General features: G+C 41.7%; 15 protein-coding genes. 6 read left to right on the top strand and 9 right to left on the bottom strand.

What is annotated here, in order from left to right:
- Positions 1 to 47: 47 nt before the first annotated feature.
- From EAH55_RS11700 to EAH55_RS11685, 4 genes are all read right to left on the bottom strand, one after another.
- Positions 48 to 503, bottom strand: a complete 456-nt coding sequence (locus EAH55_RS11700; RefSeq protein ID WP_121809768.1) for a GyrI-like domain-containing protein — start codon at positions 501 to 503, stop codon at positions 48 to 50.
- 95 nt (positions 504 to 598) lie between these two features.
- On the bottom strand, positions 599 to 1,021 hold the full coding sequence (locus EAH55_RS11695; RefSeq protein ID WP_121809767.1) for an SRPBCC family protein: 423 nt from the start codon (positions 1,019 to 1,021) through the stop codon (positions 599 to 601).
- A complete protein-coding gene (locus EAH55_RS11690; RefSeq protein WP_121809766.1) occupies positions 1,009 to 1,464 on the bottom strand; it encodes an EVE domain-containing protein in 456 nt (151 codons plus the stop codon). The genes EAH55_RS11695 and EAH55_RS11690 overlap by 13 nt, the downstream gene beginning before the upstream one ends.
- A 122-nt stretch (positions 1,465 to 1,586) precedes the next feature.
- Positions 1,587 to 2,534: a helix-turn-helix transcriptional regulator gene (locus tag EAH55_RS11685; protein ID WP_121809765.1), complete on the bottom strand. Its 948-nt coding sequence runs from the start codon at positions 2,532 to 2,534 to the stop codon at positions 1,587 to 1,589.
- Positions 2,535 to 2,588: 54 nt separating this feature from the next.
- Here EAH55_RS11685 and EAH55_RS11680 point away from each other — a divergent pair, with 54 nt between their 5' ends.
- The 3 genes from EAH55_RS11680 (at position 2,589) to EAH55_RS11670 (ending at position 5,029) form a co-directional block, all read left to right on the top strand.
- A complete protein-coding gene (locus tag EAH55_RS11680; RefSeq protein WP_112573664.1) occupies positions 2,589 to 3,029 on the top strand; it encodes a putative signal transducing protein in 441 nt (146 codons plus the stop codon).
- Positions 3,030 to 3,154: 125 nt separating this feature from the next.
- On the top strand, positions 3,155 to 4,165 hold the full coding sequence (locus tag EAH55_RS11675) for a N(4)-(beta-N-acetylglucosaminyl)-L-asparaginase (protein WP_121809764.1): 1,011 nt from the start codon (positions 3,155 to 3,157) through the stop codon (positions 4,163 to 4,165).
- Between the two features lie 114 nt (positions 4,166 to 4,279).
- Positions 4,280 to 5,029, top strand: a complete 750-nt coding sequence (locus tag EAH55_RS11670; RefSeq protein ID WP_121809763.1) for a copper homeostasis protein CutC — start codon at positions 4,280 to 4,282, stop codon at positions 5,027 to 5,029.
- A 57-nt stretch (positions 5,030 to 5,086) separates the two neighbouring features.
- Here the strand turns inward: EAH55_RS11670 and EAH55_RS11665 are convergent, their stop codons facing one another.
- The 3 genes from EAH55_RS11665 to EAH55_RS11655 form a co-directional block, all read right to left on the bottom strand.
- Positions 5,087 to 7,927, bottom strand: a complete 2,841-nt coding sequence (locus EAH55_RS11665; RefSeq protein ID WP_121809762.1) for a TolB family protein — start codon at positions 7,925 to 7,927, stop codon at positions 5,087 to 5,089.
- A 751-nt stretch (positions 7,928 to 8,678) separates the two neighbouring features.
- A complete protein-coding gene (locus EAH55_RS11660) occupies positions 8,679 to 8,891 on the bottom strand; it encodes a hypothetical protein (protein ID WP_121809761.1) in 213 nt (70 codons plus the stop codon).
- Between the two features lie 67 nt (positions 8,892 to 8,958).
- Positions 8,959 to 10,224 carry a metallophosphoesterase gene (locus EAH55_RS11655; RefSeq protein ID WP_121809760.1) on the bottom strand — a complete coding sequence of 422 codons (1,266 nt, stop codon included), beginning with the start codon at positions 10,222 to 10,224 and terminating at the stop codon, positions 8,959 to 8,961.
- An 828-nt stretch (positions 10,225 to 11,052) separates the two neighbouring features.
- On the opposite strand from EAH55_RS11655, the gene EAH55_RS11645 reads away from it, so the two are divergent.
- Both EAH55_RS11645 and EAH55_RS11640 read left to right on the top strand, forming a co-directional pair.
- The gene (locus EAH55_RS11645; RefSeq protein ID WP_121809758.1) at positions 11,053 to 11,913 is read left to right on the top strand and encodes a glycoside hydrolase family 16 protein; all 861 of its coding nucleotides are present in this window, start codon (positions 11,053 to 11,055) and stop codon (positions 11,911 to 11,913) included.
- A 110-nt stretch (positions 11,914 to 12,023) separates the two neighbouring features.
- Entirely contained in the window at positions 12,024 to 12,224 is a 201-nt protein-coding gene (locus EAH55_RS11640) for a hypothetical protein (protein ID WP_112573682.1), read from the top strand.
- Between the two features lie 91 nt (positions 12,225 to 12,315).
- On the opposite strand, the gene EAH55_RS30855 is transcribed toward EAH55_RS11640, so the two are convergent.
- Both EAH55_RS30855 and EAH55_RS11635 read right to left on the bottom strand, forming a co-directional pair.
- Positions 12,316 to 12,462: a hypothetical protein gene (locus EAH55_RS30855; protein ID WP_162996835.1), complete on the bottom strand. Its 147-nt coding sequence runs from the start codon at positions 12,460 to 12,462 to the stop codon at positions 12,316 to 12,318.
- Positions 12,463 to 12,582: 120 nt separating this feature from the next.
- Positions 12,583 to 13,248 (bottom strand): Pr6Pr family membrane protein, encoded by a 666-nt coding sequence (locus EAH55_RS11635; protein WP_162996834.1) that lies wholly within the window; start codon positions 13,246 to 13,248, stop codon positions 12,583 to 12,585.
- 334 nt (positions 13,249 to 13,582) lie between these two features.
- On the opposite strand from EAH55_RS11635, the gene EAH55_RS11630 reads away from it, so the two are divergent.
- Complete coding sequence (locus EAH55_RS11630; RefSeq protein ID WP_154402324.1) at positions 13,583 to 13,738, top strand: hypothetical protein; 156 nt, start codon at positions 13,583 to 13,585, stop codon at positions 13,736 to 13,738.
- The last annotated feature ends 4 nt before the right edge of the window (positions 13,739 to 13,742 follow it).

Genomic DNA, 13,742 nt, shown 5'->3' with positions numbered 1-13,742 from the left:
AAGTCATCTCTGCACCAGAAATGCCACCAATAACGTGAATGGCAATATCAATTCACCCCAACAAACACTTCAACCTCTGCATTCGACGGATCCTTTGACCTATCGCCATAAACGTCAAAATCGGCCATATACCGTCTGTCGATATTGCTTGTCCAGATCTGATGCCAGGTTTCGCCTACAGCCTGTGGCAGCGCGCCTTTAGCTACATACCGGTTGTAACTTCCGGGAGGTACCGTTATGCAAATCAAGCCTTCGGGAATATTATCTTTTGTGGCAACCCTGCAGCCAAGTACCGTGGTATAAAAGCCGTCCTTGTCGCTTTCATAATCGGTATAAACACAATAAATCTCATCACTAAGGCGGTTCACTACCTGTTGCAAAACATGTTCACTCATAAACCAGTTCCAAAGCCCACTAATGTCTTTCATCGCCTGCCCGTTCTGATTTGTGGTACGCACCGAAATCCCGACTAAAAAGAAGCCTTTTATTGTTGCTTTATCCATAAATGGAGTCATTACTATTTGTTATATCTATTTATAATTAATTTTTAGTCAAATAATTATATTAATTATATAAACTATCTATTTAATTTTGTAAACTACTCTATCAACTTCCTCAATTCTTCGAAAAGCCCTTTCCAGTTTTGTTCAGAATGTGCTTTAGCTTCTTCGTTTTTCACGTTATCCTGGGTAACAGTAAGCTCTGTTTCACCGTTATTTTCGGTAAGGTTATAAGTGATGTTGGCGTAGTTTTCGGGCTTATCTTCGGTATCGCTCATGCTGCTCCAGTAACTATATTTCACAAAAGTGCCCGGATCAATATCCAGTATCGTTCCGTGGTCTTCGTATTTATGGCCATTCCATTCGCCGCTGAATTTAATGGGCTCCCCTACCCTCCAGCTTGTTTCCAGATTGGTGCCAAAAAAGTATTCTTTTACCATGGCCGGATCTGTTAATCCCTGCCAAACTTTGTCGATAGGTGCTTTAAATTTCACCCGCGCATTTACTGTTAGTTTTTCCATAGTGTAGCTTTATTTAATAGTGGTTTATCTTCGGTTATCATCTGCTCTTTTATCTTCTCAAAATCCGCGCCGGGAACTTCAAAAAACCCAAATCTGAAGTTATAACCCCATGCTTTTTTATTGGTGATAAAATCGAGCTCATCAATCATTTGGGCGATGGGAGCCTCGGCACATTCGTAGTAATTTACGTTGCGGCGATATGGGGTAAAATCAATGGCCATTTGTTTTTGGTAGATATCCTCATCCCTCACCTGGCCAATGGCTGTAAACGCCTGCAGAGGCTCATCGCCGTTCATTTTTTGCTTAGGCGAATACACCGCTACCCAGTCACCAACTGCCATACGTTTAAGCGGTGCAAGCTTGCCATGATTAGCCTGAATAAAGCCCCCGGAAATACCGCGGCTAATGTGATCTTTTGATACAACAACTATCCAATGTTTCATAAGTGTATGGTCTAAATTACCGGCAAAAACATAACCAATAAAGGTCCCGTCATTGCTATTATGAAACAAAGTAACAGCGCGCTGGTGACAGCCTTATGTCAGCAGGAAAAAAAGAATGAAAATTATTTTATTTTTTGGGCGATGGTAGAGGTGATTTCGCGCACACGTTGCAGCAGGGTATCAGGTTTGATGATCTCCGCACGATCACCAAAGGTCATATACCAACGGGCAAAACCTTCCAATGAAATAGTCAGAAAGGTCATTTCAATTTTGTTGCCGATAGTTTTTTCAGATACAAAACCGCCGTAGTATTTTTGATGGTCAAGGTAACTGTGAATTTCTTTATCAACTTTTATCACCACCTGCTCAAGTTGTTTTTCGCAGGCCATTTTATCAATGTAATCTTTTAATGTAGGGTGTTTGCTATTGACGTAACTTTTGTCGGTAACCAACAGTTTTTTGATGCGGTCTATTCTGAAATCGCGATAGTCATTACGCAGGCGGCAATAAGCTATCAGGTGCCAGAAACTATCCAGGAAAAAAACGCCTACCGGTTCAACTTCGCGCTTAGTATTTTCTTGCGAGTGGGCAGCGAAGTAATCAATACACATGATCTTTTTGCAAACTATGCAATCTAAAATAGTTTGGATGTGATCAATATTTCCAGCGCGTTTCTGGCTATGACTTTTCAAAACTTCAATACTGCCGTCAAGGTTTTCCAAAGCATCTTTTTCAGACGATTTCAGAATAGCCCGAACCTTATACATGGCAGATTGGTATTGCGCCATGGTAGATGTATCGGTAAGCTTTTCAACAAACTTTTCGGCGGTTAAAAACGCGGTAGCTTCCTCGCGGGTAAACATAACTGGAGGCAGACGGTAACCGTCCATTATGGAGTAACCAACACCGGCTTCACCTATAATGGGGATCCCTGCTTCTTCAAGTGTTTTGATATCGCGGTAAACTGTGCGAAGACTTATTTCGAACCTTTCGGCTATATCACCGGCCTTTACTACCCGGCGTGATTGTAATTGGATCAAAATAGCTGATATTCGGTCGATGCGATTCATGGCGTCCAAATTAAATAAAAAACAATTTACCTTTGATCAATATTTATCTACAATATGGCTGCTGAACCCGAAGAAAAGATCATAACATTTGAAACCTATTACGATGTGATGTTAGCGCACATCATTCGTACCAAACTGGAGGGCTATGGCATCCCCTGTTTCATCGCCGATGAAAATACCATAGGTTCAAATCCGCTTTACAACCAGGCGGTGGGTGGCATTAAACTAAAAATATTTGAGCGCGACCTGGAACGCTGCCGTGAAATTTTGGCTGCGGAGGGCGATCTGCATGACCAGGACCATATAGAAATTGATGACGAAACCCTTAACGCCGTTATCTGCCCATACTGCGGCTCAACCAACGTACGCTATGGTTCCGCAACCGAAAAACGGGTTCACTGGCTAACAGCCATCATATCATTTTTGATGATGATATTCCCCTTTTACAGCCGCAAGGCCTGGCATTGTTTTAACTGCCAGCGCGATTTTGAATAACACCTTTAAGTCATAAGTTCTAAGTCTTGAGTCAAAAGTCTTCAATTTTATAACTGACGGAACCTTGACTTCGAACTAAAGACTTCCGACTTAAGACTTAAGTCTGTTTTTTATATATTAGCGCTATGTACAACCGCCGTAAGTTCATCAAATTATCGGCTGCAGGTGCTTCACTTGCAGCGCTTTCTCAATCTGCTATAGCAAAAACTGTCATATCCAAGCCCGAGGGCGGTTATCCTATCGTAATCTCCACCTGGGATTTTGGTATCATTGCCAATAAAGGAGCATGGAAAGTATTATCAACAGGAGGCCGCGCTCTTGACGCTATTGAAGCCGGAGCACGCATCCCCGAAGCAGAAGACATTACCAACCATACCGTAGGCAGAACAGGTTTACCAGACCGCGACGGGCACGTTACCCTCGACTCCTGTATTATGGACGAGTTCGGGAACTGTGGCTCGGTAGCTGCCATGGAAGATATCGCCCACCCTATTTCTGTAGCCAGATTGGTGATGGAAAAAACCCCTCACGTAATGCTGGTTGGCGAAGGCGCAACCCAGTTTGCTGTTGAGCAGGGCATGAAAAAAGAAAAACTTTTAACTCCGGAATCTGAAAAGATCTGGAAAGAATGGCTTAAAAAAGCTCAATACAGCCCCGTAATGAATATCGAAAACGGAGGCAAGCCTGGCAATAAATACAACCACGATACCATTGGCATGCTGGCTATTGATGCAAAAGGCAATATATCCGGTGGTTGCACTACCAGTGGTATGGCCTTTAAACTACATGGCCGCGTTGGCGATAGCCCAATCATTGGTGCAGGTTTATATGTAGATAATGAAGTTGGCGGCGCTACATCAACCGGTGTTGGTGAAGAAGTGATCCGTAATGTGGGCAGCTTTTTGGTTGTCGAACTAATGCGTCAGGGTTTATCACCTGAGAATGCATGTAAGGAAGCTGTAAACCGCATTATCCGCAAAAAACCCGAGATCGCTAAGAAAATCCAGGTTGGCTTCTTAGCTATCAACAAAAAAGGCGAATATGGTGCTTACGCTATACAAAGCGGTTTTTCATACGCCGTTTGCAATGCACAACAGCAGGACCTATTAATACCAGGAAAGAGTTATTATAAATAAGTTCATAGATCATGGTTAATGGTTCATAGTTGAAATAATTATAAAGAATAGATTTTGCTATGAACCATGATCTATCGACTATGAACTAAACAGTGAACTAAAAGAAAAAAGAACATGCAACCCGTATCGCTCGAAGTTTGTGCTAATTCGGTAACATCGGCTCTGGCGGCCCAGGAGGGAGGCGCTGTACGTGTTGAACTTTGTGAAAATTTAAAGGAAGGTGGCACCACCCCATCGCACGGTACCATTTTAATGGCCCGTAGCCTGCTCCATATTAAGCTATATGTACTTATTCGCCCCCGTGGAGGTGATTTTTTGTACAATGATATGGAGTACCAACTCATGATGGCCGACATCAGGTATTGTATTGATGCCGGATGCGACGGCGTTGTGATCGGTATACTTAATGAAGATGGCGCCATAGATATAGAACGCTGCACCGAAATGGTACGCCTTGCCCGTCAATGGGGACTTGGCGTAACCTTTCATCGTGCTTTTGATATGTGCGCTGATCAGCATAAAGCCCTTGAAGAGATTATTGAAATGGGCTGTGAACGTGTCCTGACATCAGGAGGTAAAAGTACAGCTATTGAAGGTGCAAGCAACTTAAACCGACTTGTTGAACAAGCCGGAGACCGGATCAGCATTATGCCCGGTAGTGGTGTAAGTGAAGCCAACGTAGCCGATCTGATTCATTTTACCGGGGCAAAAGAAGTTCACTCATCTGCCCGGATCAAGGTACCCAGCAAAATGAAATTCCATAACGATCATATTATGATGAGCGCCGAAGCAGGCGATGAATATAGCATTGATGTTACCGGCGTTGACCGGGTTAAGGAATTGATAAGACTGGCGAACGGTTAAAAAAAAGATTCAGGATACAAGATATCAGGATGCAAGACTGGTATCTTGTAAAGCCTGTTAAAAGAAAGTTACCGGCAACACTAACTCAATCCTGTTGCGGCCGGTCCCGCCAAAGAAATCCTCATCCAGCAACCTGCTGTACCTGATACCGAATGTGATACTGTTTTGATTAAAGAATTTGGTATCGAAATATAGCGTCCCTCCTGCCGAGCGGAAATTTTGTTTAAAGCTGCTGCCATCGGTAAAAAAGTTAGCGGCATTAGCATGGGTATAATCAAAAAATAAGGCTGCGCGCAGTCGTAACAGGTAAAAAAGGTTACCAAAGCCGGCATCGGGGTAAGCTATCGGCAAGTGGTAGGTTAATCCTACCTTATTCATATTGTCGAGATTTTCGGCAGTATACCCCTTAGAGAAAGGGAAATCATTAGAGAAACTGATCACATTATCTTTTCCCTTTTGCTGATGGGCCAGGCTGATCACGAAGTTGTGGTTCACAAATAAACCGGGGAAATAAAAGCTTCCTGTAGCTAACAACTGTGTTGCGCCGGAGCCTGATACTGCCGATTTATAGTTAACGCCAATGCTTTGCGCAAACCGGGGGTAGATATTTTTTTGTGCCTGTTGAGTTTGGTTACTAAAACTGACATAGTTATTCAAATAACTGTATGACCTGTCAGAAAAGCTGTTTTTGTAAGCCTGCTGAAAATTTATACTGTTAAAATACAGATCGCTGCCAAAAGTAAGACCTGTTATACGCTTACCCTCGCTAAAGTTCAACGGTACTCGCAAACCGCCATGCACAGCGGTTTCGTTCCAGTAAACATACTGTCCTTTATAAAAACTTCGTCTGTCAAGCGTGTAATCTGCCCCTGCAGAAATATAGGGGAACAATGCCCCGTAGATGGCATCAAAGCCAAATTGCTTATACCCTTCATTAGTGTTATAGTCAAAAGACAGCTCCGATTGAAAAGTGTTCAGCACGTTTTCGCCTGTGATAGCGAACGAATAATTAGGGTCGCTGATGTTAGGGATAATGCTGTGAAAGTTAAACAAACCATGCGCTTTTGAATAATTGGTAACCGGCAATGGTTTATTAACAATACCTGCAACCAGATTGGCGGCCGAATCTTTTTTTAGCGCTGTGATACCCAGATCGGGCAGGTAACGTGCATAATCACCTCCGGCGGCTATCCATTTCAGATCTTTTTTATTAGCCTGATTTATTTGATAACCATCGGCAGTAAAGCCAACCCAGGCCAGTTTACCATCACTTACCGCCGGTTGATAATAGCCTAATCCCGTATAATTACCGGTAGGCAGCATCTCGAAAATGCTTCTATTATTAAGCATCATCACAAACAGGCGGTCGTTTTTGCCATCAGTCTGGGTAAAGTACAGCGTATCTTTTTTTATGGCGATAAAGCCTATCGGGCGGAAACTTAGCGGCGTTATATAAGCTGTTTTACCCGTAGCAATCTCTGTAAGCGCTATCCCCATTTTTCCCTCCTTATTACGGGCTGCCGAGATCAGTTTATCATCGCCATAAAACTTTGGATAGGTATAAAATAGCCCCAGAGGGTTCGGAATTTCTGTTTCTACTTTTCCTGCGGTATCTAAAATATGGAGCTGGCTTTTACCAGATGGATCAACCTGCACGGCAACTATACGCTTACCGTCAACATTGAAAGCGGGCGAAAAGTATTTTGCTTTTGAAGTGATACGATGCTCCTGGCCTGTTTGCGCATCAAGCAATATCAGCTCACTATAATTACGATAGCCCCAGCGTAAATCAGGTCGGTATGATGCATAAACAACTTTACCGTTGTTATAATCAAAATAGCTATCCAACGAATAAGAACGAGTACTGAGTTTTACTTCCTTATTGCCGGTTTTTATAACGAAAGCGGGCAAATGATCATAGGTACTTTCGGCGTAAACAATTGTGCTGTCGTTCACAAACGCCGGGTACTGCCTGTTGGCATCAAAATGCGTTCTTCGTTGGGCAGCGGGCTGGGTATCATCTTCGGCAAATTGTTGCTTAAAATAGCTGAACCCATTATTTGAGAAAGATTGGAAACTCTCGCCGGTATATTTTTTTACAGCCCATTGAAAAGGATAAAACCCTCCCCGATAAGCTGCAGCATCGTGCGTCACGTTCTTCCACAATTCGCTGCCATATTTTTCGCGACCGTACGCCACCATCATATAGCCAAGCGGATAATGATCGGGTACATAATCGCGGTACGAGCCATTGCGGAGTTTCATATAACTGTAGTTTTTGCCGGCAGCCCATAGCGCACGATAGCCGGTAAAGAAATAAGGCAGCCTTCCCCTGCCTTGTTCGCTCACCAGGGTTTCGTTAAATACGGCATCCCCTTCAAAAAACCAGTTAGGTACAGACAGGTCGTTACCCAACGCCTGCCCTCCCTCGCCAAAAATTATGCGGAGAAAGCGCGAAAGGCCTACATTAAAATTATTGTATTGCTGCACATGCCTGTACTCATGAATGGCCAGTTGCTGCGGCCATGGCAAACTGCCTATTTCAAAGCTGTTTTGATCGGGCGTTAAAAAAAACTCGCTCCTAAAAGGGGCTAAACCCACATAACCATTGGCTACGGTAGTTTGATTCTGCAATACAATACTAATCTGCTTTTGTTTAGAGCCAATTGTTGGCCTTACCAAACGGTTCATTTGCTGAACAATATTGGCCACTCTTAATCCCGCAGAATCCAATCCAGCCGGAAATATTACCCTGGCGGGCGGGGTGTTTACCTGTTTCCACTTTATTGAAGGCGGGTTGCCACCAAACACCTGCGCCTTTGATAGTGTAGCAGAAAATAACAGGGCAGGAAGTATTAATTTTTGAAGTGTTTTATAACCGGTAAACAGATGATTCATTGAGGGTGAAAGTAAGTACAAATTGCTACTTAAACAACAAAGCACTTACACAACGCTTATTAATTAAAACTGGTATAAAACAAAAAACACCCGTCAGGCAGACGGGTGCAAGACAAGGTTAAGGTTTAGGTTTTAAATATGTTTCAATGTTACATCGGCAACGTTAGCAGCCGGTTATAAGCAATGGCATTTTTGTATGCGTACATTTTAACCAACATCTAAATGTCGCTATTAAAAAACATTGCCGCAATCCGTGAAAACACGGTATTTTACATGGGTGTATTAACGGTAAAACGTTTTTAAAAACTAACAAGAGGCCGTTTAACTGCACTTTTGATTCCTGAAAACTTAAGTCTTTCTTTTTTTGGCAAAAAACAATCACTAAATTTCATTGTCGAAACAATATATTAGTAGTCCAATGAACATTGTACAGAAATTGAGACTGCGCGGATTCATCCTGATACTTTTTAGTATCGGAATTGCATACATAGGCGCAAAACATCACTTCTCCACAAAGCAACCGGGACATACCTGGGGCAGTATTTTGATGATGTTATCCTTTCCACTTATTGTGATAGGGCTGTTACCTTTTATAGCAATCAGAAGTGGTAAAAATTATTATAAAAAATATAGGCGTAGATACTAATCCTACTATTCAATTTTAGCGAGCCGACAAACCATTGTTTTATTCTGTTAAATGGTTCGGGCTATTGCAATAAAAAACCCAGTCATTTACTACCGGGTTTGCTATTTATATTTTAATTACCTTATCACTTTTTCTTTCGGGTGGTTTAAGCTGATCGGGTTTGGGGATATGTTTTACAATGTAAATCAGCGTATGGGCCATAGCGGTCACAGCCTTAATACCGAAATGCACAAAAGGCCTCATCACTTCCCAGGCATTACTGCGCTGTTGCACTTCCGGACCACGTTTACCTATTCTTTTCATGTCGTTGGCTGCCATAATTTTAATTTTAGATATGCTAAAGCGTATAAAAATCGCGCCGCAATTAGCACCCAACCTTTTAAGCTTACGTAAGCTTCTTCTTCAGCTCAATAACGGTAACCTCCGGCCAAATACCCAACCGGCCCGAAAATGCCAGAAAGCCGAAACCGCGATTTACATATAGATAACGGTTCTTTTCGTTGGCAAGACCTGCCCAATCAAGATAGCGATACTTTACAGGGCTCCATCTAAAACCTGGGATCTCTACACCAAACTGCGCCCCGTGGGTATGTCCCGAGAGCGTGAGATGAATGGTGGTTGGATTATACCGCACCTGCTCTTCCCAGTGGGTAGGATCATGCGACAACAGTATTTTAAAAGCATCTTTGGGTACACCCTGCATTGCTTTATTCAGATCTCCTACCTGTATAAAACCCCTACCCCAGTTCTGGATCCCGATGAGCGAGATAGTTTGCCCCCCTTTCTCGATAGTTACATTCTCATCCATCAATAAGCGATAACCTAACGCTTTATGGTGTTGCTTAAGCTTATCCAGGTTGGCAGCTTTCTCCTGTTCGCTGTTCCATACGATATAATCGCCATAATCATGATTCCCTAAAATAGAAAACTGCCCGTAAGGAGCTTTGATCTGTCCAAACCTATCGATATAGGGTTCAATTTCTGAGGCCGCGTTATTCACCAGATCGCCGGTAAAAACAAACAGATCACTTTTTTGAGCTTTTGCCAGATCGATACCACGCTGCATCGCCTCTGTATTGTCAAAACTGCCCGAATGGATATCAGAGAGCTGCGTTATGGTAAATCCGTCGAAGGCCTCCGGCAGGTCTTCAAAATAAAGTGTGGTTTTATGCAGCTTGTAATCGTATTTGCCTTTAAACATGGCATAAAAGAACGAGGTAAATGGCACGGCAGCTACAAGCACCGCTATCTCGCTGATAAATTTGCGCCTGCCGGGGAAAGCTGATTGCCCGTTGGCACTTCCAGAACCGCTGATCTTATTGAAAATCCCGACGAAGAAACGCCCAAGATCACCAAGGGAAAGTATAATTATAAAAACCAGTTTGGTGATAAAAAAGGTAAGGAACAGGCTCAGCATCCACTCGTGAAAAGGACGCATTCCGTTTGCCGTAGTAAAGGCGCCAAAGCCCAATAAAAACAAAACAGTTACACCTATCGAAATGATTAAATATCCCCATAAAACAATGCTTCGCCACAGGTTTGATTGCCAGTCGGTAGTTAGGGTTTTAAGGCCTGAGTGAACATACCAGTCAAACAATAAACTAATTAACGCAATAATTGCAAGTACTTTTAAAAAGCCACTACTGTGCATATAAATATGTATAAGACTGCAATTTAAAAAAGTAAAGGTAATTGAAGCGTAAAATTGCGCCGGGTGCAGGACTGGCGCAGAAATTATGTCAGTAAAAAGAAAAACTGGGATCTATGAAGGAGGAACAACATCTCCACCGTATCATTGCGAGGAACGAAGCAATCCCCGAATGGCGGGTAAGGACTATTGTTGTAATGAACTTACATCGTCGCGCTATTGGCCGCACCATAGTCGTTAACTTAAGCCGATGGTGGGGGGGTTAACAGGGTTAACAGAAATTCATTTATTTCTACACAAAACACTAATAATCAATCATATAAGTAAACGCAGGGGTTAACTCTAAATCCACTGCTTAGCTAAACTTAATCTACTAAATTTTAGGAATTTACTCCATGCAAAAATAGAGACCGATAACCAATAGTACTTGAATACAAATTACTACAGCAAGTCTCGTAAAGCCATTTATTCTCAAGGGGCCGAATACATAAACTATCCAGGACAATAAATATATAGCCGCAGCCAGGCCAATAATTATTAAAAGATTTGGGCCTTCGGGATCATTGAAAAAAACGAACAGCACTCTGGAGCAAACCAGGGCTGTTACCGCCAGTATTATTAACGAAACCTTTTTTGACCTGAAATATATGCTTGCAGTATTATTACCCATGGGCCTTAAAATGAGTATTTGCATAAATATAATTAATATCAATGTATCCTTTAATTTTAAAACTGATACATCACTGTAAAATTATGATCTCAATTGGTAAATACTAAATTCGTACCAACCAATTTGTATACTTTTAAACCCACATCTCACATCATCAAAAAATGAAATTAAAACATCTGTTGCTATCGGCAACACTTTTAACAGCATCGCAGGTATTTGCACAAAAGCATACCAAAACCGATACTGTTTTCTTCGAAGATTTTAACAAACCGGCCCTCAACCTCAGCAAATGGAACGTTGAAGTTACGGGCAACACGGTTAATGATGAACAGCAGGCCTATGTTGACTCGGCCGCTACCATTTATATGATTGATGGGAAAGACGAAGGGGCTACAAACGGCGCTTTAGTATTGAAGGCTCTTTATCAGCCTGGCTTTACCAGTAAGGAACAACGCAAATATGATTTTATTTCCGGCCGTATCAATACCCGGGCAAAAATGGAATTTACATACGGTACAGCATCATGCAGGATGAAAATGGCCTCAGGTGCGGGTTTATGGCCGGCATTTTGGGCGCTTGGCAACGGTAAATGGCCCGATTGCGGCGAAATTGACATCATGGAAACCGTGGGCGACTCAAGCTGGGTTAGCCATGCACTGCACGGCCCTAACTATTTTGGCAATACCCCGCTTGCAAAACGCGTATTTTTCCCGGCAGGTATTGACGTTACGCAATGGCACATCTATTCTGTCGACTGGTCGCCGGAGAGCCTTATTTTTAAAGTAGACGGCAAAGTTACCTACACCGTTACCAAAGCTATGGTTGAGAAATACGGGCGCTGGGCTTTCGATAACAAAAAATTCATCATTCTTAATTTCGCGTTAGGGGGCGGTTATCCGGGTGGCGTTAACAAGGTTACCAAGCCATATTATGGTATATCGGAAAGCTCGGTCAACAAAATAAAAGCAGGAGAAGCCAAAACTATTGTCGACTGGGTACTGGTAGCTAAAACCGCGAATTAATATTGTTGACACATTTGTAAAATAAAGGTTATTTAAATTTTACTTTCGTAAAACACAAGGTAAATTTTATTGCCATATTTTTGAATTATCAAAAAACAACATCATCTACCATGGCAATATTAACCGTTCAAATTCCCGACACAGAGATTCTTACACTATCAAGTATAGTTGAACAAATATCAGGCAGTATCATTAAAGTTACTTCTGAAGAAGATATTAATCACGGCGACTGCATTTTGCATAAAGACGACCTTTTTATTAAAAACAAATTGGAAAACAACCTTCACCACAAACACCTTTGGAACGATTGATTTTTCGATAAAAAGCCCCGGTTTTTAATCGCCATAAACAAAACAGGCCATGCTGATAAAGTATGGCCTGTTTTGTTGTATTTACTTTTGTTTAGTTGTGTATAACTACACGTTCGTGTACCCGTACCCTGTCGTCATGACGATGCCTGCGACGTTCACGGTACTCGGTCGAACAGCTTGTAAAGCCCATGGCTGCTAATATCAACAACGCAATTGAGCGTGAAACAATGGTTTTCATAGCAAATGATTTATTTTTTAAATAGATATATTTATTTACCCACTTATCATGCCATTAGGGTAATATCATAGCTGTAGTAAAAGGAATGTTACAGTGAAGGTTTCTGACTCAGGCACTAATTCAGGATTTGCGTTTTACCATGATCCGGTTGATCCAAACAAATAAAAAGCCAACGAGCAGAAAAGCGATAAGCATAAATAAGGAGTTGATTGCAACCTGGGGAATCCCTAATTTATCAACATCAAGAAACGGATAAGGATACAAATGACTTATGCTTCCGCGAATAAATATATACACCGAATAGATGAGGGGAAACCAAAGCCAGCTTAAAGCTTGTGTCCATTTTAAATTTGCCTTTGGCATATAGGCTAACCAATAAATTACAAACAGCACCGGATTTACTGAATGCAGCAGCTCATCGGCAAGCTTGGATAACCCTGTAGGATGCCACAAATTGCGAAGCACCAGGTTATAAACCAGGCCTACTATGGTAATGTATAAAGCAATAGCACTGAAAACATGGGGTTGGAAAAAGTATTTCCCTAAACGGCTGTTAATATTAAATAAAGCCGTCATGCTCAAAGCAGCAAGTAAATTGGTAAGGATGGTGAAGAAACTAAATAACTGCACCAGCGTACCCGCAAGGGTTCTTCCTGTTTGCAAATAATTGGGGATGGCTATCCCAATTTGCAGAATTAAAGCGAACCATAAAACGCTAACAGTAGCAATATGCAACCATTTACCGCCGGTAACCGTATAATTGTTATATAATTTATCTTGCTCCATAGCTATTTTACAATGTTTAAATTTATCATAAACATCCCGGTAAAATAAGATCAAAATAAATATTACCCCAAAACATATAATAAAATGCAAGGGTGAGTAACCTAATGCTTTTTTTATACGTAATATATTTTTATGGAGGATTTTATTCTAAATTAGTATAATATTAACTTTTTTGGATAAAATACGATAAACACCTTCATTAAGTTGAACGACCTGATAACTAATCGCAATTAAAAATTAATTAAACGCCAGATGAAGTATGAGGGGTTATGTAAATATACCAGGGTCGGTTAATTGCAACTGCTGCAAAGTTTGCGGTGCAAGGCCAATAATTGTGCTGATAAGAGATGTTGGATATGTGGTAAAATGCCCCGTTGATGACAGCCATTACAAGACCCATGCGGGCCTTATTGATATTAACGACTGGAACGTACACAACAGCGAATGTATTAATCACGAAGAAGAAAAACTGATATTCAGTTTTCATTGAATGT

The organism is Mucilaginibacter kameinonensis (assembly GCF_003675385.1).
GTDB lineage: Bacteria > Bacteroidota > Bacteroidia > Sphingobacteriales > Sphingobacteriaceae > Mucilaginibacter > Mucilaginibacter kameinonensis.
Note: the sequence above shows the minus strand (reverse complement) of the source record. Positions and strands in the feature narration are given on the sequence as shown.